This is a genomic window from Streptosporangium sp. NPDC050284 (genome assembly GCF_044459525.1).
Lineage (GTDB): Bacteria > Actinomycetota > Actinomycetes > Streptosporangiales > Streptosporangiaceae > Streptosporangium.
In genome coordinates, this window is the sequence record NZ_JBITIZ010000002.1 from 704387 (window position 1) to 729000 (window position 24614).

The window sequence follows — 24614 nt, forward strand, 5'->3', positions numbered from 1 at the left end:
GCGCGTCACCGCGTGACACTACCCGCCAGCCTCCCGACCTTGTCGACGGTGAGATGTCCTTCCTGGGCCAGCCAGCGCAGCGAGTCGGCGACGGTCTCCTGGACCGGCCGCAAACTCACCCCGAGCGCCTCCAGGGTCGGGGTGTCGTACGTGCGGACCATCGTGACCATCATCTCGACGGCGTCCCTGGTGAGCGGGTAGTCGATCTCCTTGATCAGCTTCATTACGTCACCCACGGCCGCCGCGCCGCGCAGCACCGAGCGGTGGATGCGAAATCTTCTGCAGCGGTTCCCCGTCACCTCGTCGCAGACGTCGGCGAGCTGCGCCCAGGTGAGGTAGTGCCCGCCCAGCATGAACCGGCGCGGCCCCCGCCCCGGTTCGAGGCAGCGGGCGAGCACGACGGCCAGATCCCGTACGTCGACGATGTTGGCGCCGCCCGCGGTGATCGGCCAGCCCTGTTCCAGTCCGGCGCGCAGGCCCTCCACCATCGCGTCCAGCGAGGGTTGGTACGGCCCCACGACCCCGGCCGGGTAGACGATCGTGATCGGCATCCCCTGGTCCTGGAGCCTCCTCGCGTAGCGTTCGGCGGAGATCTTGCTCCTGCCGTACTCGTTCCTCGGCGTGGAGAGCGGGCTCTCGGTCGTGATGACCGGCCCGGCCGGGGGCACGAAGACGCCAATGGTGGAAATGTGCACGATCGGGTCGAGACCGAGTTCCACGGCCTGTCCGAGGACGTTCTTCGCTCCGGTCACATTCGTGCCGTCCAGATCTCCGGCCTGGCCGATGACCCCGATTTCCGCGGCGGCGTGAATGACCGCGTCGCACCGTTCGAGCCCGTCCCGCACGGCCGCCGCGTCGCGGATATCGGCCGCGAGCAGGGGGACCTCCTCCGTCACCCCGACGGCGGCGAGCACCTCGCGCGTTTTCCGTGGATCGCGTATGAGAAGAAGCGGTTCATGCCCATCGGCGAGGAGCGCGGCGACCGCATGCGAGCCCACGAAACCTGACGCTCCGGTCACCAAAACGCGCATGCCTGAAAGTTATCGGCAACCCTCACCGCAGGAGAAGGGATAACCGGCCCGGTTCTTAACCGTCATTGCCAATGCGGGAAACAAGCCCAGGCCGGTCAAGGAATACGCGAATATGTCGGGGCAGTAAATCGCTATGCGGTCATTCATTTTCGACATGAGATCACGACCCGCACCATCTCCCGAGCCATGAGATCACCTCCCAGGGACGGCACGAGACCACGAGCCCGCCGATTTCCGAGGTCGGCGTGAGATCCCCGGACCGGCTCCCGGGGCGAGAGGGCGGTCGGCGGGTTCCACAGCCGTTACGCACATGTCTCCCGACCGTCGCCCACCCCGGTGGCGCGGAAGGGTATACCTTGATCAGGCCGGATGGCGGCCCGAACCGACCGCGTCACCGGGTGGAGATACGAGGCGATGAGCAGAGAACTCTCCATCGACGTCGATCGCCAAGAACACGCGGACTGCGCCGTGATCACGGTCGTGGGTGACATCGACCGCAACTCCAGCGAGTTGCTCAGGGAGACGATCGAACGACTGGTCGCCGACCACCGGCCGCGGATCGTCATCGACGCGGAAGGCATCACCTTCTGCGACTCCACCGGACTGCGGGTGCTCCTGAGCGGTGCGCGGGTGGCCTCGGAGGCGGGCGGGTGGCTGCGTCTCGCCGGAATCTCGGACGTCCTCAGCCGCCTCCTGCAGATGACCGACCTCTCCACCTGGTTCCCCGTCGATCCCGATGTGACGACCGCCCTCGACCGCGCCGCCCGCCGCGACACCCAGTCCCCCGGCTGAGCCTCCGAGGTCTCTCAGCGGGTCTTGCGGGCGATCAGAGTGATGGCGCCGATCGCGCCCGTCGCGATGGCCAGCCAGAGGAGCACGGCCAGGACCGGCACCCCCGCCTCCGCGCCGCCGTCCTCGTCCTCACCGGTCCTCGCCCCGGCGACCGGTGTGGGCGCCGGCTCGTCGGGGGTGGCGGAGGTCGGTGTGGGGGGCGCCTGGCGTAGGGCGGAGGCGGGTTCGGGGGCGCCGAGGGCCACCGCGGGCAGCGGCACCCGGTAGACCGGGCTGCGGCTTCCCTCGCTGCCGGTCAGCAGGTATCTGCCGTCGCGGGTGTAGGTGATCGACTCGGCCTGTTGCAACTCCGGCATCGTCACCCGGGCGATCTGCTCTCCCGGGGCGCGGTAGACCGTGGCCGAGAAGTAGGTGCGGATCACGAAGCTCGACCCGTCGGGGGCGTAGGCGGCGTCGGTGGCCATGATGGGCGCGGGCCCGACCTTGCGGAGGACGTTGACCCTGTCGGTGCGCAACCGCTTCGGTGCCTGGTAGACGGCACCGGCGAACTGCTTGGTCACGATGTGGAGGCGGCCGGTGTGGGGGTGCACCATGATTCCCTCGGCGTTGCGCCCGCCGTCCTCGTACCGGAACCGGTAGCGCACCGCGGGGACGACGGCGTCCCTCATCACGGTGGGTTCCGCCACCTTGTATACGGAAATATCCGGCCATGCCCCTTCCAGGTTGTCGCCGATATCGGCGAACCAGAGCACCCCCTGACCGGTCCGCGGGTCGGTGGACGCCGCCATGCCCTCCCAGTCGCGGGACTCCGCCCCTCGCAGGGTGAAGGTCGCGCGGGTCCGCCCGTCGGGGCCGACCGCGTAGAACACCGGGCCCGCGGAACTGTCGTTGTGGGTGTAGTAGATGTCCTTGCCGGTCGGTGAGACCGCCAGCCCGCTCGACTCGGTGATCCGGCTGTCCCTGAAACGAAAGAGGATCCGCGCCCCGTCGTCCGCCCCCGCCCCTCGTTCGTCGCCGACCCGCGCGCCGTCCCCGCCCTTCGCCTCCCGCGCCTCCGCCCGTACGCCGTGCCCCGTGTCCTCCCGAACGCCCTCACCGTCACCCGCCCGCGCGCCCTGGCCCGCGAAGACCGTGGCCACGGTCAGGCAGGCCACCGCGAACACGCGAACCACGACTTCCCCCGGCTTACTCAGCATCAAGCCATCATGCCCCGGCCGTGCGCACGGGCGTCACCGACGTGGCGGGTCCGATCGGCGCGGATTTCTCACGGAATCCGCTCGCCTGGAGTGCACTCCAGGTACTTAGTGTGGACACATGGACTATACGCAGCTTGGCCGCACCGGCCTGAAGGTCAGCCGCCTCTGCCTGGGCACCATGAACTTCGGCCCCCTGACCACGGAGGACGACTCCTTCGCGATCATGGACCACGCCCACGAGCTGGGGATCAACTTTTTCGACACGGCCAACGTCTACGGCTGGAAGAAGGGCGAGGGCATCACCGAGCAGATCATCGGCCGCTGGTTCGCGAAGGGTGGCGGGCGCCGCGAGAAGACGGTGATCGCCACGAAGCTCTACGGCTCGATGGGCGACTGGCCCAACGAGGGCCAGCTGTCCGCGCTCAACATCCGCCGCGCCGCCGACGCGTCGCTGAGGCGGATGCAGACCGACTACATCGACCTCTACCAGGCGCACCACGTCGACCGGAACACCTCGTTCGACGAGTTCTGGGAGGCGATGGACATCCTCAAGCAGCAGGGCAAGATCCTGTATGTGGGGTCGTCCAACTTCGCGGGCTGGCACATCACCAAGGCCCAGGAGAGCGCGCGACGCCGCAACAGCCTCGGCCTGGTCTCCGAGCAGTCCCACTACAACCTGATCGTCCGTGAGCCCGAGCTTGAGGTGATCCCGGCGTCCGAGGACTACGGGGTGGGCCTGATCCCGTGGAGCCCGCTCGCGGGCGGCCTGCTCGGCGGCATCCTGCGGAAGATCGACAAGGGACGTTCGGCCTCGGAGCAGATCACCAAGCAGCTGGACAAGCACCGCGACAAGATCCAGCGCTACGAGGAGTTCTGCGACGAGCTGGGCGAGGACCCGGCGAACGTCGGCCTGGCGTGGCTGCTCCACCAGAAGGTCGTCACCGCGCCGATCATCGGGCCGCGCACACTCGACCAGCTCGACGGCACCACCAGGGCGCTGGAGATCGTTCTGGACGAGAAGGCCCTCGCCCGCCTGGACGAGATCTTCCCTGGCTTCAGGACGGCGCCCGAGCACTACGCCTGGTAGCGCCGGGAGGCTAGGACATCAGGGCGCCGATCACCACGAGGAGCACGAGCAGTGCGAGCACCGTGGGCAGCAGCCAGCGACGGGGACGATCCACGCCCTGGAGCCTAGCTCTGCCCACGGGGTGCGCGCGCCCCCGGGCGCCGTTCCTCGACCGTCTCGTGGCGGTTCCCGGCCCCGCGGCGGGTCCGGCCCTCACGTTCGAGGGCGAGAACGGGCTCGTCACGCACCGGTGGCGGCGGGGATCCCACGGACGGTCGCACGCGACCTCCTGCCGATCACCCTCGTCAGCATCATGGCCACACCGCAGCCGATCAGGGTGAGCACACCGCCCACCATGACCCCCGCGCGCGGGCCGCCCAGCTCGGAGATCCAGCCGAGCAGCGGCGCGCCGATCGGGGCTCCGCCGGTGAACACGAGCACGTAGATCCCCATCACCCGTCCGCGCATCTCCGGCGAGGTGGCGAGCTGCACGCTGGCGTTGGCCGCGGTGTTCACCGAGATCAACGCGATGCCCGCGGGCACGAGGGAGACCAGGTACAGCGGGTACCACGGGGCCAGGCCACTCGCGATCTGGAAGAGGCCGAACGCGACCGCGCCGCCGACCAGCAGCCTCCGGCTGGGCCGTACCCGCCGCGCCGCCATGAGCGCGCCCGCGAGAGCACCGACCGCGAACATGCTGGAGGCGAGCCCGAACGAGGCCGCGCCCGCCCCGAAGACCTCACGCGCCATGAGCGCGATCGACATCGAGAACGACTGCGTGAACAGCGAGACGAAGGCGACCAGCAGTATCGGCATGAGCAGCTCGGGCCGCGCCATCACGTACCGCAGGCCCTCGCGGAGCTGCCCCTTCGCCCTCGGCACCGGTTCGGGGGTGGTCAGCTCGGAGGTGCGCATGAGCAGCAGACCGGCGAGCACGCCCGCGAAGGACAGGGCGTTGATCAGGAAGATCGGGCCGGTGCCGCCGAACGCGTAGATCAGGACACCCGCGACGGCCGGGCCGACCACGCGGGCCAGGTTGAAGCTCGACGCGTTCAGCGCGATCGCGTTGGACAGGTCCTTGCGGCCGACCATCTCCACGACGAACGACTGCCGGGTGGGCACCTCGACGCAGGCGATGAGGCCGAGCAGGAACGCCATCGCGAACACCTGCCAGACCTGGGCCGAGCCGGTCACGACGAGCACGCCCATGGTGAGCGCCAGCAGGCCCATGAACGACTGGGCGACGATCAGCAGCAGCCGCTTGGAGTAGCGGTCGGCGAGCATGCCGCCCCACAGGCCGAAGAGCAGCAACGGCAGGAACTGCAGCATGACGGTCACGCCCAGCGCGAAGGCGCTGCCGTTCGTCAGGTCGAGCACGAGCAGGTCCTGCGCGGTGCGCTGCATCCACGAGCCGACGTTGGAGACCACGCCTCCGGCCGCGAACAGCCGGTAGTTGTAGACGCGCAGGGAGCGGAACATCCCGCCCCGCGTCTCGGGCACGGGCTGGGTCGTCCCGCTCTCCGTGGCCTGGAACTCGCTCGCGGCGGCGGCCCGCGCGGCCCGCCGCCGCCTCACCCTCGCCCTCAGCCCGATCTTCTTGCCTGGGCTCCCGCCCGGCTCATCCGCCGGATTCGCGCCGGATTCCCCGCTCGACTCTCCCGCCGGATTCCCGCCGGGCTCCTGGCCCGGCGCGTCGTCCCGCTCCCCCCGCGACCGCGTTCCCGCATCGTCCCCGGGCGCGGCGGAGACCCCGGCGTCGTGTGGGACCCCGGGTTGCTCGGGTTCTTCTGGTTCGGCTAGATCCGGCTGAGCTTCTCCAGTATCGGAGCCGCCTGCCGGAGCGTCGCCCTCTCCTCGGGTGTCAGCTCCTTCAGCCGCTGTGTCAGCCACGCCTCCTTGAGGCGCCGCTCCTCCCTCAGCAGCGTTGAGCCCTGCCCTGTCACGCTCACGGTCACCTGGCGCCGATCGGTCGGGTGCGGTGTGCGTGACACCAGCTCCCGCTCGGCCAGCACGGCGATCACGCGTGTCATCGAGGGCGGCTGCACCTTCTCCAACTCGGCCAATTCGCCGGGGGTTATCGCGGAATGCCGTTCTACGGCGGCGAGTGTCGCGAGCTGGGTGGGCGTCAACGAGTGCACCGCGGCCTGCCTGCGCAGGCGTCTGTTCAGTCGTGCCAGCGACACGCGCAGAGCCGAAGCGAGACCGGCGTCGCTGCGCAGGCTCGCGACGTGGTCCTTCCTGGGGTGGTTCATTAGCGTAAGTCATTACCTTTGCTAACTATATACGGATGCACGTGATTCCCTCCAGAGGGTTTTCTTCTCGGCGCGGGGCCGTACAGCGTGCCAGACGGACGGGAGATCGCCAACCTCGCCCTGAGCACCCGGGATCTCTCGCCGGGAACCCCGGGGAGAGCTCGACCCCCACTGGAAACGCCGGCGGGTCCGGCCGTACTCCCCCTGCGGAAGCCGAGGTCCTTCGAAGGAGCGACCTCGTACACCAGGATCTCACCGCCCGCCTCGCCCCTCGAAGCCGCCGTCGCGTATCTCGAAACACCGGCGAAAGAGTGGCGGGGTGCCGCCCGGCTTCTCATCCTCGTGTGGCGGCCGGATCTCATGGAATTCTCAGTTTGGGATGAGGGAGGTCTCAGAAGGTCGGCCGAGCATCGGTCCGGTAAGTGCCATGCCCTTCATCGGACAAGGAGTTACATGAACCGCACCAAGCGCATGATCATAATCGCCGGCGTCGGCACCACCCTCGCCGCCGGGCTGACCGTCCCCGTGGCGGCCTGGGCGACCAGTCCCACCCCCGCGCCGTCGTCCTCCTCCTCGGCGACCCCCGGCACCGCCCCCGACGGCACGGAGCACGCCCCGCACGGCCCGCGCGGCCCACGCGGCCCGCACGGCGGTCACGGTGGTCACGGTGGTCACGGTGGTCTCCATGGCCCTGGCCACCACGAGGAGACGGCCGCCAAGCTCGCCGAGATCCTCGGCGTCGACAAGGACAAGGTCACCACGGCCCTGGAGGAGATCAGAAAGGAGAACGGTCCCGGCCGACCTCCCAAGGCCCCCGAGCAGGACGAGGCGGGGAAGGCCGCCCCGCAGGATGAGCCGAGGAAGGCCGCCCCTCGGGAACAAATGGCCGAGGCCCTGGCCGGCAAGCTCGGGATCAGCGCGGACAAGGTCGTCGCAGCGTTGGAGACGCTCGATCAGCAACGCCGCGCCGAGGTCGAGGCGGCCTTCGCCGAACGGCTGAAGGAGGCCGTCACCGCCGGCACGCTCACCCGGGCCGAATCCGACGCCGTCCTCAAGGCGTACCGCGCGGGTCTGATCCCCGCCGGCCCCCGGGGACGCTGAGCACGACCGCACGGGAGCACGTACGGCCGTCACGGCGTATCCCACCGTGACGGCCGTACCTCGTTCTCAGGAGTTCGGCACGGCGTACGGGAACGCGGAAGGCCGTCAGGGTGACCACCTTCTTCGATCACCGTGACGGCCTTCCGCGCGTCGCTCAGCCGAGGCCGAACATGGCCTTGATCGGGCCGAGCGCGAAGTAGACGACGAACAGCCCCGCGACCGTCCACATCAGCGGGTGGACCTCACCGGCCTTGCCCTTGATGGCCTTGATCAGCACGAAGGTGACGAAGCCCGCGCCGATGCCGTTCGCGATCGAGTACGTGAACGGCATCAGGACGATGGTGAGGAACGCCGGGATCGAGATCTCGTAGTCGGTGAAGTCGATCTCGCGGATGGCGGTCATCATCAGGAAGCCGACCACGACCAGGGCGGGAGCCGCGGCCTCGTAGGGGACGACGGCGACGAGCGGCGAGACGAAGATGGCCAGCAGGAACAGCACGCCGGTGACGACGCTGGCGAGGCCGGTGCGGGCGCCCTCGCCGACACCCGCGGCCGACTCGATGTAGGTGGTGTTGGAGGAGACGGAGGCCGCGCCTCCGGCCGCCGCGCCGATCGAGTCGACGAGGAGGATCTCGCGGGTCCTGGGCAGGGTGCCGTCCTCCTTGATCAGCCCGGCCTGCCCGCCGACGCCCACGATCGTGCCCATGGTGTCGAAGAAGTCGGTGATGAGGAGGGTGAAGATGAGCAGCAGGGCGAGGATGACCGAGACCGAGCCGAAGGCGCCGAGCGGGTCGAACTCCCTGAAGAGCACCAGCGGGTTGTTGAAGCCGAAGATCTGCTCGGGCAGCTGGGGGACGACGAGCTGCCAGCCCGCCGGGTTCGGCTGCTGGCCGGGCGTCACCGAGGCCCCGACGTTGGTGACGGCCTCGACGATGACCGCGAGGACGGTGGTGGCGATGATGCCGATCAGGATGGCGCCCTTGGTCTGACGCGCCACCAGCAGCACGATCAGCAGCAGGCCGACCACGAAGACCAGGATCGGCCAGCTGGTCAGCGAGCCCGCGATACCGAGTTCCAGCGGCGGCCCGGCCGCCACGCGGCGGACGAAGCCGGCGTCCACGAAACCGATCAGCGCGATGAACAGGCCGATGCCGACGCTGATCGCCGTCTTCAGCTGGGGTGGGATGGCGTTGAACACCGCGGTACGGAACCCGGTCAGCACCAGGAGCCCGATGATCACGCCCTCCAGGAACACCAGGCCCATCGCCGACTCCCAGGACATCTGCGAGGCGATGCCGTAGGTGACGAAGGCGTTCAGGCCGAGGCCCGCGGCCATCGCGAAGGGGACCCTGCCGACGATCCCCATCAGGATGCTGAGCAGTCCGGCCACGAGGGCGGTGCCCGCCGCGACGAGCGGGACGTTGGGCGTGCTCCCGTCTCCGATGAACTGGCCTTCGACGTCCGGGACGGTGGCGATGATCAAGGGGTTGAGCACGACGATGTAGGCCATCGTGAAGAACGTGGCGAACCCACCGCGCACCTCCCTGCCCACGGACGAGCCACGGTCGGAGATGAAGAAGAAGCGGTCAACTTTACTTAATTCAGGATTTTTAACATCGCTCACTCGCGCAGAGTGACAGCGAGCTCTCCTTCTCGGAAGGCCCGGCTGTCGATGGTGATGGTTTCGAGATGGATTCGCGCCTTCACGTGACCCGTTTTGCGAATAGTGAGAGGTCGTCGCCTAGTCTGGAGCGCGTGAACCAGCCACGACCTCCGGATCTGCAGCCGTTGAAGACCAACGACACGCTCACGATCCTCACGGGTACCGGCCTGTGGGTCGTCGCCCTGGTCGTCCTCCTCGTCGCGCAGCCGGGTCCCGAGCACCGCTGGTGGATCTGGACCTGCGTGTCGGGCATCTGCGGCGGCCTTTTCGGCCTCTGGTACGTACGCCGCCGCGACCGCCGCCCGCCGCCCGAGGTCGGGGGGCCGATCGAGCCGACCACCACGACCCCGTGACCCCCGGGCCGCGCCCGGGGGACATCACGTCCGCGGCGCCGGCGTGCCCCCCGAGCGCCCAGGTGACCGTCTAGGTCGAGCTAGGTCGAGGCGGTCCAGCTGTCCAGGTCGGCCTCGGCGAGCAGCAGCGGCACCGCCGCCGGATCGCGCAGCAGCGCCGCCACCGCGAGCCGGTCGCCCCACTGGCCGGACGCCCAGGCGAGCCCGCGCGCCAGCCCCTCCACACCCGAGGCGTGCACCGTACCCTCGAAGAACCTCCAGGCCGCGGGGACACCGTCCACCAGCAGCCTCTCGTGCTCCACGTAGCTGCTGGGCGCGCTCGGCAGCAGCGACCGTACGGCGGGCGGGACGTCGCGCTTCTCGCCGGAGGACGTCACCTCACCTGCGGCCTCCTCACCGGCGAGCGGCAGGTCGAGCAGCTCCGACAGCGCCTCGGCCAGGTCGAACGGGGCCAGGATCAGCGGCCTGCCCGCGACGAGCGGCAGCAGGTCCGGCGCCTCGACCACGACCGGCTCTCCCGCCGCCTCGGCATCGCCCCCGGAGTCGGCGCCGGTGGACAGCACGCGGCCGTCCTCGGCGTCGACGGCGACGATCGCGTCACCGAGGACGGCGCGTACGGCGCGCGGGGGCCCGACGCGGGCGGGGTCGACACCGGCGAGCGCCACCCACAGGGAGCGGAGCTGGGCGCGGTCGACCTCCACGGAGGGGTCGCCCAGCAGGTCGAGCAGCTCGTCGGGACCGCCGTGGGAGGCGAGCAGGTCGGCCAGCGTGCTCCGGACCCCGATCATCGCCAGCGCCGCCTCGTCGACGACGGCGGGGGCGTCCCCGTACAGGCCGAACAGCAGCGGGTCGCCCGCGGGGAGCCGCAGCTCCGTGGGGCGCCTGCCGGCGAGCACCGGGTGTGTTGAGAGCCACCAGGCGGTGTAGGAGGGCACCTCCACGACCTCCCCCGCCACCAGGACCCGCAGCGGGTGCAGGACCGAGCGGAGCGGCGGGCGCGACAGCAGGGCGAGGGCGGCGGGCCAGTCGGCGACGTACTCCAGGTCGCGTACGGCGGAGAACTCCCTCGCGACCGGCGGTACGGCCATCTCCGGCAGCAGGTCGAGGACGACCTCCAGCCACTCGTCCTCGCGGTCCAGGTCGTGGTCGCACTCGTCGGGATCGATCATGACGTCGGAGTCGTTGACCACGGCGAAGCCGTCGAGCACCCCGGCCGCCGCGAGCACCCGGGGGCCGTACCGCTCCACCAGCTCCGGCGCGGCCGTGCCGAAGTGCGTCTCGCTGTCGAGCAGCCCGGCGAGCGCCCCGTCGGCGAGGAGCAGCTCGCCCGCCGGGTACAGCTCGCCGTCGGCGCCGCGCAGCGCCAGCTCGGACAGCCAGGGGGCGTCGCCCGCGGTCAGCCCGGCGGCGTCGACCAGCGCGAGCACCGCCCTGGCCACCGGTTCCGAGTCGGGGCTGTCCAGCGACTCCGAGACGGCGGAGCGGGTCAGCGGGTCCTCCAGGACGGTGCGGGGCGTGGCCTCGCCCGCGCCGAGCCTGAGCAGGAGGGGGTGGGCCGCGTCCGGGTGCACGACGCGCAGCCCGAGCGGCGCGAGGACCGCCGGGTCCAGCCTGGAACCGTCGGTGAGCAGCAGCGTGCCGCGCGGCCCCCTCACCAGGCGGCCGTCGGCCAGCGGCACCGGCAGCGCGCCGAGGGCCTCGGGGTCGTCGGCGGGCAGCACCTCGTACAGCGACCGCCACCAGGCCGGGTCCCTGTCCTTGACGGCGTCGCCGGAGAGCATGTCCACGATGTCGGAGAGCTGCACCCGGTTCACGCCGAGTGCGGTGATCGCCGGATGCCGGGACGGCCATCCCGCGGGCAGCAGCCCGCCGATCATCGGGGCGACCCTCTCCAGCAGCTCGGCCGGCGCCGCGACGACGGATGCCTGCCGCCCGGAGACGACCAGCTCCTCACCGGCGGAGAGCGGGGCCGGGGAGGCGCCCCCGGTCGCGCCGGAGCCGCCTGTGGCCGTACCGAGACCTGCTCCGGCGCCGAGGGGACCGGCAGCGGCGGGACCGTCGGCGGGGTCGGGGAGCAGGAGGGAGGCACCGGAACCGTCCGGCCTGCCCGACGAGGCCGGGTCGGCGGGCGGCGAGAGGGCGGGAAGCAGCGGGGCGTCGGGGAGCCTGCGCAGGATCGCCCGGCGGATGCGGGCGTCCAGCTCGCCCTTGCCCATCATGCCCGGGACGAGGTCGAGGAGCCGGGGAGTGCGAGGCAGCTCGGCGAGCAGTTCCAGGTAGGTGTCGGCGGCACGCTCGACCAGGAAGTCGGTGAGCGGGCCCGGCGCGACATGCCGCCGGTCGGTGGCCATCGGGAACGAGGCGATCAGCAACGCGGGCAGATCCAGCGGCTCGTCGCTCGGCGTGGGCGCGTGCACCACGGGCGGTACCAGCGCGGGCAGCGGCCGAGGCTCCCCGCTTACCCCGGCGGACCCGGACCCGACAGACCCGGCCCCGGCGGCCTCGGACCCGGCGGCGGGCACGGGGGCGGTGACGGGCACCGCCCAGCGGACCAGCCAGTGCGGCCGGGAGCGCTCCTCCGTCGGGCGGTCGGCGAAGAGCTCGGCCACCTGCTCGGGAGTGAACCGCCCGGAGTCCGAGACGACCTTCCAGCCCTCGGAGGTGACGGTCCGCGTCTCGCCGTCCACGTCGATCTCGATCGACTCCAGGACGGGCAGGCCGAGCAGCAGGGCGGGGCTGGTCTCCCGCAGCATCGCCCGTACGGCATCCTCGGCCGCCTCGTCACGCAGCGGCAGCCGCACGAGCGTGTCGAATCCGGTGGGGATCTCCACCGGGCCCGCGGGGAAGGGAAGACGCAGCAACGGTACGTGCCCACCGCGCTCGGCGAGCTCCTTGGCCAGCTCGGGCTCCGCGGCCACCAGGGCGGCGGTCTGGTCACGGGACCAGCGGACGACACCGGAGCCGAGCGAGCCGATCACCGGCTCGTCACAGACCGACACCACGGCCGCGAACCCGACGCCGAACCGGCCGGCGGCGTGGGCGTCGTCGCGCTTGGCGGAGACACGCAGCGTGGACAGACCCTCGATCCCGGACCTGTCGACGGGGGCACCGACGTTGGCGGCCGACAGCACGCCCTCGCGCAGCGAGAGGCGGAGTCGCCCGGGCACCCCGGCGCGGAGCGCGGCGTCCGCGGCGTTCTGGGCGAGCTCGACGATCAGCCGGTCGCGGTAGCCGCCGAGTGCGAAGTCCTCCTCCGCGTTGGCGTCCTCACGGAAACGGGCAGGCGAGGCCGTCCAGGCGGCCAGGACGGCGGAGCGCAGTCGTTCGGTGCCGAAGATGTCAGTCAAGGCGATGCTTCCAAAAGGTCGAAGCCCCGCGCGACCAGGTGTCCCGGCCGGAATGGCCAGGACGACCAGTACGGCCAGGACGCCACGGAAGCGGCTCCCGGCCGCGACGGCCGGGTGTGCCGCAGGGACGGCGGCGGGGCAGGATGGACCCGGTGGTGCCCCGGGTTGGGAGCGGCCCGGCGGCGCCGGGTCAGGAGTGACCGAGCGGCTCGGAGGCGGTGTCGTCCACCGATCCGGCCAGGTCTGGTTCCGAGACGTGCTCGGCGGTGTCGTAGGAGAGGTCGTCGAGGATCGGCGAGGTCGGCTCGACCTGGTGCGGCAGCACGGCGGCCTCGGAGTGAGCGCCGCAACCGTGGTCGGCGGCGACGACCCGCCCGTCGTCGGGGGCGTACTCGTTCGCGCAGACCCCGAAGCCGGTGCGCAGCGCTCCCGCGAGCGGCCAGTAGAAGCCGCAGGTGGAGCACTGGGCGGGCGCGGCGTGCGCGAGCGGGGTGTGCGGTCCCGACTCGCCGGAGTGCCAGCGCCGCACGGCGCGGTCGCGGCCGATCGGGGAGAGCACCCGGGCCCGGCCGAGACCGTACTCGAAGATCATCTGATGGTCGGAGTCGTCGTCGGTCTCGGTGAAACCGGGCGCGAGCCTGTCGTCGTCGTCGGAGGTGGGCAGCAGGTCACCCACGCCGAGATCGCCGGGACGCAGCCTCTCGCTCCACGGCACCCACTGCGGCGGCATCAGGGCCCCCGAGCCGGGCAGGAGCACGACCTCGCTCACCGTCACGTTGCGCGCCCGCGAGGCGCGGGCGACCGTGACGGCCCAGCGCCAGCCCCGGTAGGCGCGGTCGAGACAGGCGAAGTAATGGGTGACGACGCGGTCGCCCTCACCCTCGACCCCGAGGTGCTCGCCCACCTCTCCGGGCCTGACATTCTCCTCGACCGCGACTCTGGCCAGGTCGACGGCCGCGACGCACGCCTGGTCAAGGACCACGGCGCGGGATCGAATCCGACTCATGAGTCGTCTCCCGTCAGCCTCGCAGCACGACGGCCGCTGTCCCTACTGGCTGGCTCGCTCACTGCGCTCACAGTTCATTCTCGCCCATGCCCGGAGCGAACGGCACCGTGGACATCTAATCACCCGGGAAGTGATCCGGCGTCCCGGGGACCGGCCGTCGTGGCGGGCCCGGCCGAGACGGTCGCTTCAATCGCCAGGGGAGTGACCTGGCGCACCGGACAACTCACCCGCCCTTCGGGTATGACTGGATACGTGGCAGCTGGGTGGGAACGGGCGCGGAAGACGGTGGGCGATGCCTCCCGGTGGGTCGGCGAGGCCGCCTCCGCCGCGGGCAGGACCGCCGCGCGCGCGGGCCGCGGCACCGGCCGGGTGACGGCGAAGGCGGGCAGAGGGGCGGTCAGCGGCACCCAGCGGGCGGGCAGGGCCGCGCGGCGGCTGACCCACGCGCAGGGCGCGGGCCGCACCGGGCTGGGCCAGCTGATCGAGCTGACCGCCGCGCACAGCGTGGGCGACGCCCTGGTCACCGCGGCCCTGGCCGGGACGCTCTTCAAGCTCCCGGTGAACGAGGCACGCGGCCAGGTCGCCCTCTACCTGCTGATCACGATGATCCCGTTCGTGGTGGTCGCGCCGTTCGTCGGCCCGGTCCTCGACCGGTTCCGCTCCGGGCGGCGTTTCGTGATGGCCGGGACCCTCTTCGGCCGCGGGCTGCTCTGCTTCGCGATGGCGGCGGCGATCGTCCCCGGCGACGTGTTCACGATCTTCCCCGCGGCACTCGCCGTGCTGGTGCTGTCCAAGGCCTACAACGTCTCCCGCGCGGCGATCATGCCGAGCGTGCTGCCCGCCGACATCGCACTCGTCACGGCGAACGCCAGGGTCGCCCTGTTCGCACTGGTCGCGGCGGGCGTCGCGGTGCCGATCGGCGCCGGCGCCAGCGCCTGGCTGGGCGCCGAGTGGGTGCTGCGCGGGGCGACGGTGCTCTTCCTGTTCCAGGGCGTGCTCGCCGTACGGCTCCCGCGCCACGTCGACTCCCCCGATCTGGATGAGCTGGACGAAGAGGGCGAGGAGCGGCCACCCCGCTGGCGCACGATGCTGAACGTGGGCCCCGTGGTGACCGAGGCGATGCACGCCAACGTCGCCATCCGCCTCTACTCCGGGTTCCTGCTCTTCTACCTGCTGTTCCTCGTCCAGGACAAGAACCTGCCCGGCCTGCCACCGATGGTCGCCATCGGCGTGCTGGGAGCGGCCGCCGGGATCGGGGGGCTGGCGGGCACGGCCGTGGCCTCGTGGGTGCGCAACCATTCTCCGCAGGTCATCGTGCTGGGGACGCTCGCCCTGACGACCGCGATCACGATACTGGCGGCCGTCGTCTTCCAGTTGTGGAGCGCGGTGGCGGTCGCGCTCGCGGCCGCGTTCGCCCAGGGCCTGGGCAAGCTCGCGCTGGACGCGATCGTGCAAAGGGAGATCGGCGAGGAGGTGCGCTCGTCCACGTTCGGGGTGGTGGAGGCCTTCCTTCAGATCGCATGGGTGCTGGGCGGGCTGGTCGGGCTCTGGCTCTCGCTGTTCGCGAGCGGGACGGTGGGACTGGCCGTGATGTCCGTGGTGCTGGCGGGTTCGCTCGGCTGGCTGCTGGTACGCCGCCGAGGGCGGGTCAAGGAGGTGGACGCCAGGGTCGAGGCCGCGAGAGGTCCGCGCCGCTCCCCGTCAGGGCCGCACCCCACGGCGAACGGAGAGCGGCCCTCACGGGACGGCACGCCGCAGGAGCGGGTCGGGCCGCGGCCCGCCGGGACGACCACCGCGGTCGTGCACCACGGGGATCCACCGACGGAGAAGCGGACCAGGCCGCTCACCAACCCGCACGGCTGAGCCGCGAGGGTCTTCCGGCGGGTTCGAATCAGTCGTCGAGGTCGTCGGCGACGGCTCGGAGCACGGCGGCGATCTTCTTCGCGTGCGCGGCCTCCGGCTGCTTGCCCCTCTGGTACGACATGGAGACCGTGTCCAGGAGCTTGATCAGATCCTCCACGATGACGACCATCTCGTCGGGCTTCTTGCGCTTGCCCTTGGGTTTGGCGGTCTTGGCGAGGGTGGGGGGCTGATCGATCACTCGGACCGAGAGCGCCTGCTGGCCGCGGCGCCCCTCGGCCACACCGAATTCGACCTTCTGCCCTGGTTTGAGGGAATCCACGCCGGACGGCAGCGCGGAAGAATGCACGAAGACCTCACCGCCGTCGTCGCGGGTGAGGAAGCCGAATCCCTTGTCGGCGTCGTACCACTTGACCTTGCCACTCGGCACAGGGGTGACCTCGTTCAGACTGTCGTGAAAAGGAATGGATGTAGGTTATGCCCCGCAGGCGCTGGGAGCGACCGTGTATTGAGGCCCGAATTACACGAGAACGGGGGTTCGCCAGCCGTCGAACCATTCGACGAACTCGGTCAGGTCACCCAAGATCACATCGGCTCCGTGATCACGCAGTTCTCCCGCCGGATAGACGCCTGTCGCCACCGCCACGCTGACGGCTCCCCCCGCTCGTGCCGCGTCGATGTCCGCGACATGATCTCCAACATATGCGGCGGCGCCGAAAGCCGCGAGGGCCGGACCCTTGGCCGCCCCGAAAACCGATCCGGCGACCTCGTCCACCTCCAGTCCGAGGAACTCGACCGTCCTCGCCGCGTCGCGGGCGTTCTTGCCCGTGACCACGGCGACCCTGCCCCCCGCCCGCCGTACGGCCTCGACGGCCTCACGCGCGCCGGGCATGAGGGTGGTGACCGGGACGGCGATCGACGGATACAGCTCCCGGTAGACGTCGGCGGCGGCGGGGACCTCCTCGGCGGGCATCCAGTTGGCCAGTTCCCACTCCAGCGGCGGCCCCAGTCTGGCCAGCACGGTGACGGTGTCGATGAAGATGCCGGTACGCAGCGCCACCTCGTCGTAAACGGCGGCGATGCCCGCACGCGTGTCGGCGAGCGTCAGATCGAGGTCGAATCCCACAGAGTTCACCAGGTCACTCACCGCTCCATGTCCGCTCCGCGAGGAGATTCGCCGAGAATCCCTCAGAGAATGCCAAATCCCCCCAAACATTGCTAATCCAGAGTGTTGCCCGTGAGGCATCCCACCGCGGAAGCCCTCACGAAAAGATTCACTTATCCGGAAGACGCGCCGACGCCCCCCATCGGTTCTCCGGTGTTCGAGGAGACCGTGGGCGAGCCCTCGGGGCCGCGTGGAACGCGACCGCCTCCTCGCCTCCCGGATGCGCCTCACCCTCGGCCTGCTGTCCCGGCCGATGGTCCGGACCATCGGCCGACAGACCCGGCGGCCGACGCACCACCGGACGATCACCCCGCGAGAGCGGAGACCGTGGCCACCCCGCGCGAGGCCGGAAGCCGTGAGGGCTCCGACGGCGTCACCCGGGTCGGCGGGCTCCCCTCCCCACCGGGATCGGAGGATTGAGCAGGCGGTAGGCGAGCCAGAAGACGGCCCACGCCGTACCCAGCATGAACATGAGCCCGCTGATGGTGAAGAACTCGTCCACCACCGTGCCAAGGTCGTTCCTGGCCCGTACGAGGGCGACCAGGGCACCGCCGAAGGTGTAGCTCACGAGCGGAGCGGCCAGTCCCAGCGCCTTGTCCGAGGTGTGCCAGTTCTCGCAGGCGACCACGACGAGAGCCGCGACGGCCCAGACCAGCACCGGGATCCTGAAGATCGCGATCGGGGCGAACGGGAAGGGGATCAGCAGACCGGCCAAGGCGAGCAGGACCATGCCGGCCGTCTCGCGCCGATGGCTCAGCAGGATCATCCGGGTGTCCTGGGTGCCGGGGACGACGTCCTCCCTGGAACGGGCCGGACGCCGTCGACGCAGCCAGTCGGGACGGTTGCGCGCCCGCCTCCTGGCCAGCCGCTCCTCGGCCTCCCGCATGCCCCTGGCCGCCCCGGGCGGAAGTCCAGGACGGCCCTCGGCGTCTCCTCGGACACGCGTCTCTTTCCGGACTCCGGCGTCTTTCCGGACTCCGGTGTCTTCCCGAGGTCCGGTGTCTTCCCGAGGTCCGGTGTCTTCTTGAGCCCCGGTGTCTTCCTGAGCTCCCTGGGCTCCTTGGGGTCCCGGTTCCCCTCGCGACGCCTCCGAGCGCTCTCCCTCCCGCTTCTCTCCCCGGTTTTCCCCGTCTTCCTGCTCTTCCCCCGACTCCTGTGGCGTGTCCGATGTCAACCGCCGTGCCATCAGCGGCGGGAAAGGATCCCGCACCGCTGGGATCTCCTCGGTCGGGGGGTCGCTCTCCACCGCGTCCTCCCACTCGTCGACCCGATCCGGCTCGGGCCGATCTCGCGTGGGACGGTCCGACTCGGGGTAATCCGAGGCGGGGTAATCCGACACAGGAGCGTCCGATTCGGGACGGTCCGTCTGGGAGTAGTCCGAGGCGAGGCGGCCCGGCTCGGGGTGATCCGACTCATGGCGGTCCGAAACGGGGTGATCCGACTGAGGTTCACCGGCATCGGGATGAGCCCCCATTACGGCGTACGGATGCCCTCGCACGGGTCGGCGAGGAGACAGGGAGGCGGGGGGATCCCCGGAAACGGGCTCCTTCGATGTGGGAGCGGATCCCTCGGGAGAGGTGGGAACGGAGCTCTGGGGAACGGACCCCTCCGAAGGCCCCTCCGGAACGGCCCCTTTCGAAGGATCCTTGGGCGCCGCACCCTCCGAGGCGGGGGCCGGGTCATCGGGGGTGGGGGCGGCGAGAGGCACGAGTGCCACGGAAGGGATGGGGGTGACACCGTCGGCGCCCGCGGCGGGATCAGCGCGGTCGGGACGGTCAGCACGGTCGGGGTGATCAACGCGGTCAGCACGGTCCGGACGGTCGGAGCGATCGACACGGTCGGTACGTGCGGTGTCGAAGCGATCGACGTGATCAGCGCGGTCGGTACGTGCGGTGTCAGGGCGATCGACATGATCGGGACGGGCGGCATCGGAGAGACCGGCGGACCCCTCCCCCCGTGGCCTGGGGACCGCACCGGAGTCTTCACGTGCGCCCCGGGATCTCCACAGATCCCGCAAGCCCCGCAAACTCGGAAAGCCCTCCCCGGAGACCCGTGGCTCGGGGCGCCCCGGTGGAGTCTCCGGGGACGGGGACGGCTCCTCCCCACTCAGACGGCGCAGCTCGCGTTGGACCAGTGCGGCGGGGTCGCCGAACCGGGCCAGGATCCTCTCCACGGCGACCGGGTCGTCCGTCCCCGCACGCTCGGCGTCGATCCGCCTGCGCAACACCGCCACGAAGTCGATCCGCTGCCTGGGCCTCATCACACCGTGCGCCGCGTCGGCCGCCTTGCTGACATAGTCCAGGACGAGCTGGTCCGCACGCTCGATCACACTGACCATCCTCTCTCGGCATCGCCTCGCTCGTGAGCTTCTTCCCTTATTCGCTGCCATTCACATGATCTATTCGCCGCCCTTCACATGATCGTTTTCTCTCTTCGCTCGATCACGGAATTCCCCCAGGCCGCGCGATGTCGGTCAAGCCTCCTACCATTGGCGGAATGAGCACGGAGTTCACCGAGTGGCTGCGCGGCCGGAGCGATGATCGGCTGCGGGCTCTCGTCTCCGTACGTCCCGAGCTCATCACCCCCGTGCCCGCCCATCTGGAAGGGCTCGCCGGGCGGGCGAGCAGCCCGTCGGCGGTGGGCAGGGCGCTCGACAGGCTCGACCGGTTCACGCTCGCGGTCGTGGAGACGCTGGCCGTGCTTCCCGGCCCGATCGCCTACAGGTCACTGCGTGCCCAGATGGCCCGTTCCCTTGCGGGGACGGCCGATCCACAGTTCCAGAGCGCCCTCAAGGAGACGGTCGAGCGGCTGCGCACCATGGCCCTCGTCTACGGACCCGACCGCGCCCTGGCTCCGGCGCCCGGGGTGCGGGAGGTGCTCGACGCTCCCGCGGGGCTCGGTCCGCCCGCCCTGGAGGCGTTCAGGCACCACCCCGCCGAGAGGCTGGCCGAGCTGGTCCAGGACGTCGCGGGCGAGGGCGGCGAGACCGGGAGCGCCACCAAGGAGACGCTCGCCGCGCTGCTCGGCGACGCGGAAATCGTCGGACGGCTGATCGAGGAGGTCTCGCCGCAGGCGCGGTCCGCGCTCAACGAGCTGGTCTGGGGCCCGGCCAGCGGCCGGGTGCCCAACGCCCGCCGCGAGGTGCGAGCCGCCACCGCCCGGTCGCCGATCGACCAGCTCCTCTCCCGGGCACTGCTCGCCGCCACCGGCGAGGAGACCGTGGTGCTGCCCCGCGAGGTCGCCCTGTTCCTGCGCGGGGGCCGCGTCCACCGGGACCTGTCTCCTCTCCCGCCCACCGCAGAGGGCACCGAGCGCGACCGCGGGCTCGCCGACCGCACGGCGGCCGGGCAGGCGTTCACGTTCACCCGCGCGGTGGAGGAGTTGTGCGAGCGCTGGGGTGTCGACCCGCCCGGCGTGCTCCGCAGCGGCGGCCTGGCCGTGCGCGACCTCAAGCGGACGGCGGGCCTGCTCGACCTGCCCGAGTGGGTGACGGGGCTGATCGTCGAGGTGTCGTACGCGGCGGGGCTGATCGCGGCGAGCGGCACTGTCGACGGCGACTGGATGCCCACCCCCGTCTACGACGGCTGGAGGGTGAAGGCCACCGAGGACCGCTGGGTGGTGCTGGCCACGGCCTGGCTCACCATGGACCGGGTGCCGGGAATCATCGGCGAGCGCGACGAGCGCGACCGGCTGCTCAACGCCCTCCATCCCGACCTGCGCCGTCCGGCCGCCGCCGAGGTCCGCGCCACGACCCTGGGCGTGCTCGCCTCGACGCCGGGGGTGGCACCCACCCTCGACGCGGTACGCGAGCGCCTGGCCTGGGAGCAACCCCGCCGTCGTGGTGGCTACCGCGACCAGCTGGTGGAGTTCACGCTGCGCGAGGCCGAGCAGATCGGCGTCACCGGGCTCGGGGCGCTCGCGGGCCACGGTCGTGCCCTGCTCCCCGATTCCTCCGGCACGCCGGCCGGTTCCGGTGGCGGCCGCGCGACGCCCGCCGCCCACCTGCTGCTCCCGCTGCTGCCCGAGCCGCTCGACCACGTCCTCCTCCAGGCCGACCTGACCGCGGTCGCCCCGGGACCGCTCACCGGCGACCTGAGGCGGTGGCTCGCACTGACGGCCGAGGTGGAGTCGACCGGCGGCGCGACGGTCTACCGCTTCGACGAGCGCTCGATCCGGCGGGCACTGGACGCGGGTCAGGGCGCCGACGAGCTGCTGGCCATGCTGGAGCGCCACTCGACCACGCCCGTGCCGCAGCCGCTCAGCTACCTGGTCGCCGACGTGGCCAGGCGCCACGGCCGGATGCGCGTCGGCACGGCGAGCGCGTACGTGCGGTGCGACGACTCCTCCCTGCTCGACGAGGTGATGGCCGACAAGCGGGCGATCCCGCTGCGGTTGCGGCGGCTCGCCCCCACGGTGATCGCCTCCAAGTCCTCCCGGCCGACGCTGGTCGACGCGCTGCGCGCGATGGGGTACGCACCGGCGGCGGAGTCGCTCGACGGTGATGTGATCATCGCCCAGATCGACGTCCGCAGGACCGAGGGCACGTCGACGGGGCGTTCCCCGGTCACGTTCAACGGCCACGAGGCCGACGTGGTGGCGGCCGCGGTGCGCGCGGTGCGCGCGGGTGACGCCGCGCTCCAGGCCCGTCGTGCCCCGGTCGCCGTCCCCGGCGGCGAGGTGCCGCGCTCCCCTGCCACCGCCACGATCACCGCCCTGCGCGAGGCCATCCGGCAGGGGTCGCAGGTCTGGATCGGTTACCTCGACTCCCAGGGCAACGCCACCAGCCGGATTCTCGAACCCGCCCGGATGGAGGGCGGTTATCTCACCGCCTACGACGAGACGCGGGCAGCGGTGCACCGCTTCGCCCTGCACCGCATCACCGGCATAGCCGACATCGTCTGAGATGCCTCCCGCCGGTCCCACGAGGGGCGGAAAGGCCGCGCCGACCCGGCGTGCCGCAAGGGGTCAAGAGGTAGTCTCGGTTGCGGGACGGGCCCACCACGAACTCGGTCGGTGGCCGGCGGTCGGCGGTCGGCGGTCCGATGATCCGACGACGGCGCGTCGCTCGCCGCGCCGCTCACCGGGGTGCGAGGGTCCCTTTCCGAGTCCCTTTCTGGGTCCCCTCCGGGCTCCGCCCCGGGACGCGACCGAGTCCATCCGCCCGTGGCCCACGACCTACGCCCCATATCGTGTCAGTTGACGTTCTGAGCTCCACAGAAGCGAGAGATCCCCATTGAGCAGCGGTCACTCAGAAGGCCCCAGCACCAACCCGGACGACTGGAAGAGCCCCTACACCACAGGCCCCGGCCAGACTCCGGACCATGAGCGGCAGCCGTACGGCTACGAGCAGACCCGGCAGGATCACCAGCCCGGCTACGCCCAGCCGGATTACGGTCAGCCTGACTACGGTCAGCCCGGCTACAACCAGGTCCCGGCCTACGGCGAGCCCTCCGGCTACACCGACCCCGGATACGGGCAGGGCTACGGCGAGCAGCCCTACGGACAGGGATACGGGCAGGGCTACGGACAGGGATACGGAGGTTACGGATCCCCGCCGCCTCGCAACGTCGAAGGTGTCAGGACACACGGGATCGTCGCCCTGGTCATCAGCATCACCCTCGCGCTGAGCTGCTTCGTGAGCCTCGGCGGCATCGTCGGCACCATCCTGTCGGGCATCGCGCTGGGCAAGGTCGACACCGACCCGCAGGGCGCGAGAAACCTGCTCAAGTGGACCTGGATCAGCGTCGGCGTCAACATCGCGCTGCTCGCCCTGGGCATGACCTTTTTCATCGTCGCCGGCGTCAACGGCGCCTTCGACTCCTGAGCAGGCCGGGGGCCGTACGCGTCGACCCGGTGGACGTTCATGGGTGCGACCATGAGCCGACCCGCCGTAGCCTGTGGTAACCAAGGGAGAAGGCTGTGACTGACGGACCATTGATCGTCCAATCGGACAAGACCCTGCTCCTTGAAGTCGATCACGAGCGGGCCGGGGAGTGCCGCAAGGCGATCGCGCCGTTCGCGGAGCTGGAGCGCGCCCCCGAGCACGTGCACACCTACCGGATCACCCCCCTGGCGCTGTGGAACGCGCGGGCCGCCGGGCACGACGCCGAGCAGGTGATCGACGCGCTGATCGCCCACAGCCGTTACCCCGTGCCGCACGCGCTGCTGGTCGACGTCGCCGAGACGATGTCGCGCTACGGCAGGCTCCGCCTGGAGAAGCACCCCGTCCACGGCCTCGCCCTGACCAGCACCGACAAGGCCGTGCTGGAGGAGGTCCTGCGCGCCAAGAAGATCCAGCCGCTGCTGGGCGAGCGCCTGGGCGACGACGGCGTGGTGGTGCACCCGAGCGAGCGCGGCAACATCAAGCAGCACCTGCTCAAGCTGGGCTGGCCCGCCGAGGACCTGGCCGGATACGTCGACGGCGAGCACCACCCGATCGTGCTCACCGAGGAGGGCTGGGAGCTGCGCACCTACCAGCGGGAGGCCGCCGAGGCGTTCTGGCACGGCGGCTCCGGCGTGGTGGTGCTTCCCTGCGGTGCGGGCAAGACGATCGTGGGCGCGGCGGCGATGGCCCAGGCGAAGGCGACGACGCTGATCCTGGTGACCAACACGGTCTCCGCGCACCAGTGGAAGCAGGAGTTGCTCAAGCGGACTTCTTTGACCGAGGACGAGATCGGCGAGTACACCGGCACGAAGAAGGAGATCCGGCCCGTCACCATCGCCACGTACCAGGTGATGACGACCCGCAGGCAGGGCGTCTACCGGCACCTGGAGCTCTTCGACGCCCGTGACTGGGGGCTGGTCGTCTACGACGAGGTGCACCTGCTGCCCGCGCCGATCTTCCGGATGACCGCCGACCTGCAGGCGAGGCGGCGGGTGGGCCTGACCGCGACGCTCGTGCGCGAGGACGGCAGGGAGGGCGACGTGTTCTCCCTGATCGGCCCCAAGCGGTACGACGCGCCGTGGAAGGAGATGGAGAACCAGGGCTGGATCGCCCCGGCCGACTGTGTCGAGGTGCGGGTGACGCTGACCGACGAGGAGCGGCTGGCCTACGCGATGGCCGAGTCCGAGGAGCGCTACCGGTTCTGCGCGACCACGCCGTCCAAGACGCGGGTGACCGAGGCGCTGGTCCGGCGGCACCTGGACGACCAGGTTCTGGTCATCGGGCAGTACATCGACCAGCTCGACGAGCTCGGCGAGCACCTGAACGCACCGGTGATCAAGGGGGAGACGAAGGTCAAGGAGCGGGAGCGCCTCTTCCAGGCGTTCCGCGACAAGGAGATCCAGGTCCTCGTCGTCTCCAAGGTCGCCAACTTCTCCATCGACCTGCCGGAGGCGGCGGTGGCCATCCAGGTGTCGGGCACCTTCGGGTCCCGGCAGGAGGAGGCTCAGCGGCTGGGCCGGGTGCTGCGGCCGAAGGCGGACGGGGGCGGGGCGCGCTTCTACTCGGTGGTGAGCCGTGACACCGTGGACCAGGATTTCGCCGCCCATCGACAGCGGTTCCTCGCCGAGCAGGGCTACGCGTATCAGATCATCGACGCGGACGACGTGCTCGCCGGAGATTGACCCCACATGGCGAACACGTCGTCAATTTGTGTCAGGTCCACGAAATCCCGCGGGCTTTCGACAAACAAACCACCCCCTCGCTAGGCCTCAAGGCCACTGGCGACATACCCCCATGATCTGCGGGAGTCACCAGGTTCGCCTCGCTTTTTCGCCATTTCAACGGAGAATTACAGAGAGTGTCAGGGTGACTACGGAACGATCGGATCGTCGAGGAAG

General features: G+C 70.8%; 18 protein-coding genes. 8 read left to right on the forward strand and 10 right to left on the reverse strand.

Going from position 1 to position 24614, the window contains the following annotated elements; all coding sequences use genetic code 11:
* Positions 1-5: 5 nt before the first annotated feature.
* Positions 6-1031 (reverse strand): NAD-dependent epimerase/dehydratase family protein, encoded by a 1026-nt coding sequence (locus ACIBH4_RS07560; protein WP_362768587.1) that lies wholly within the window; start codon positions 1029-1031, stop codon positions 6-8.
* A gap of 414 nt (positions 1032-1445) precedes the next feature.
* Between ACIBH4_RS07560 and ACIBH4_RS07565 the strand changes: the two genes are divergently transcribed.
* On the forward strand, positions 1446-1823 hold the full coding sequence (locus ACIBH4_RS07565) for an STAS domain-containing protein (protein WP_362520593.1): 378 nt from the start codon (positions 1446-1448) through the stop codon (positions 1821-1823).
* A gap of 14 nt (positions 1824-1837) precedes the next feature.
* On the opposite strand, the gene ACIBH4_RS07570 is transcribed toward ACIBH4_RS07565, so the two are convergent.
* Entirely contained in the window at positions 1838-3019 is a 1182-nt protein-coding gene (locus ACIBH4_RS07570) for a hypothetical protein (protein WP_362768584.1), read from the reverse strand.
* A gap of 118 nt (positions 3020-3137) precedes the next feature.
* Between ACIBH4_RS07570 and ACIBH4_RS07575 the strand changes: the two genes are divergently transcribed.
* Positions 3138-4106, forward strand: a complete 969-nt coding sequence (locus ACIBH4_RS07575) for an aldo/keto reductase (protein ID WP_362520599.1) — start codon at positions 3138-3140, stop codon at positions 4104-4106.
* A 219-nt stretch (positions 4107-4325) separates the two neighbouring features.
* Here ACIBH4_RS07575 and ACIBH4_RS07580 read toward each other — a convergent pair whose 3' ends face one another.
* Together ACIBH4_RS07580 and ACIBH4_RS07585 are read right to left on the reverse strand one after the other, a co-directional pair.
* Positions 4326-5660 (reverse strand): MFS transporter, encoded by a 1335-nt coding sequence (locus ACIBH4_RS07580; RefSeq protein ID WP_362520602.1) that lies wholly within the window; start codon positions 5658-5660, stop codon positions 4326-4328.
* Positions 5661-5881: 221 nt separating this feature from the next.
* Positions 5882-6337: a MarR family transcriptional regulator gene (locus ACIBH4_RS07585; protein WP_362520605.1), complete on the reverse strand. Its 456-nt coding sequence runs from the start codon at positions 6335-6337 to the stop codon at positions 5882-5884.
* A gap of 453 nt (positions 6338-6790) precedes the next feature.
* Here ACIBH4_RS07585 and ACIBH4_RS07590 point away from each other — a divergent pair, with 453 nt between their 5' ends.
* The gene (locus ACIBH4_RS07590; protein WP_362768581.1) at positions 6791-7438 is read left to right on the forward strand and encodes a hypothetical protein; all 648 of its coding nucleotides are present in this window, start codon (positions 6791-6793) and stop codon (positions 7436-7438) included.
* A 154-nt stretch (positions 7439-7592) separates the two neighbouring features.
* Here the strand turns inward: ACIBH4_RS07590 and ACIBH4_RS07595 are convergent, their stop codons facing one another.
* Complete coding sequence (locus ACIBH4_RS07595) at positions 7593-9062, reverse strand: NCS2 family permease (protein WP_362768578.1); 1470 nt, start codon at positions 9060-9062, stop codon at positions 7593-7595.
* Between the two features lie 131 nt (positions 9063-9193).
* Here ACIBH4_RS07595 and ACIBH4_RS07600 point away from each other — a divergent pair, with 131 nt between their 5' ends.
* Positions 9194-9454 carry a DUF2530 domain-containing protein gene (locus ACIBH4_RS07600; RefSeq protein WP_362520614.1) on the forward strand — a complete coding sequence of 87 codons (261 nt, stop codon included), beginning with the start codon at positions 9194-9196 and terminating at the stop codon, positions 9452-9454.
* Positions 9455-9534: 80 nt separating this feature from the next.
* Here the strand turns inward: ACIBH4_RS07600 and ACIBH4_RS07605 are convergent, their stop codons facing one another.
* Positions 9535-12801, reverse strand: coding sequence for a sacsin N-terminal ATP-binding-like domain-containing protein (locus ACIBH4_RS07605; RefSeq protein ID WP_362768575.1), 3267 nt, complete (start codon positions 12799-12801; stop codon positions 9535-9537).
* A gap of 190 nt (positions 12802-12991) precedes the next feature.
* The gene (locus tag ACIBH4_RS07610; RefSeq protein ID WP_362520619.1) at positions 12992-13807 is read right to left on the reverse strand and encodes a DUF3027 domain-containing protein; all 816 of its coding nucleotides are present in this window, start codon (positions 13805-13807) and stop codon (positions 12992-12994) included.
* Positions 13808-14059: 252 nt separating this feature from the next.
* Between ACIBH4_RS07610 and ACIBH4_RS07615 the strand changes: the two genes are divergently transcribed.
* The gene (locus ACIBH4_RS07615) at positions 14060-15670 is read left to right on the forward strand and encodes an MFS transporter (RefSeq protein ID WP_362520623.1); all 1611 of its coding nucleotides are present in this window, start codon (positions 14060-14062) and stop codon (positions 15668-15670) included.
* 28 nt (positions 15671-15698) lie between these two features.
* Here ACIBH4_RS07615 and ACIBH4_RS07620 read toward each other — a convergent pair whose 3' ends face one another.
* The 3 genes from ACIBH4_RS07620 to ACIBH4_RS07630 form a co-directional block, all read right to left on the reverse strand.
* Complete coding sequence (locus ACIBH4_RS07620) at positions 15699-16097, reverse strand: cold-shock protein (protein WP_350945785.1); 399 nt, start codon at positions 16095-16097, stop codon at positions 15699-15701.
* Between the two features lie 90 nt (positions 16098-16187).
* The gene (locus ACIBH4_RS07625; RefSeq protein WP_362768572.1) at positions 16188-16814 is read right to left on the reverse strand and encodes an HAD family hydrolase; all 627 of its coding nucleotides are present in this window, start codon (positions 16812-16814) and stop codon (positions 16188-16190) included.
* A gap of 391 nt (positions 16815-17205) precedes the next feature.
* Positions 17206-17718, reverse strand: coding sequence for a hypothetical protein (locus ACIBH4_RS07630; RefSeq protein WP_362768569.1), 513 nt, complete (start codon positions 17716-17718; stop codon positions 17206-17208).
* A gap of 1610 nt (positions 17719-19328) precedes the next feature.
* Here ACIBH4_RS07630 and ACIBH4_RS07635 point away from each other — a divergent pair.
* The 3 genes from ACIBH4_RS07635 to ACIBH4_RS07645 all read left to right on the forward strand — a co-directional run bounded on the left by ACIBH4_RS07635 (position 19329) and on the right by ACIBH4_RS07645 (position 24398).
* Positions 19329-21734: a helicase-associated domain-containing protein gene (locus ACIBH4_RS07635; RefSeq protein ID WP_362768566.1), complete on the forward strand. Its 2406-nt coding sequence runs from the start codon at positions 19329-19331 to the stop codon at positions 21732-21734.
* Between the two features lie 331 nt (positions 21735-22065).
* On the forward strand, positions 22066-22656 hold the full coding sequence (locus ACIBH4_RS07640) for a hypothetical protein (RefSeq protein ID WP_362520637.1): 591 nt from the start codon (positions 22066-22068) through the stop codon (positions 22654-22656).
* 95 nt (positions 22657-22751) lie between these two features.
* Complete coding sequence (locus ACIBH4_RS07645; protein WP_362520640.1) at positions 22752-24398, forward strand: DNA repair helicase XPB; 1647 nt, start codon at positions 22752-22754, stop codon at positions 24396-24398.
* Positions 24399-24614: the final 216 nt, after the last annotated feature.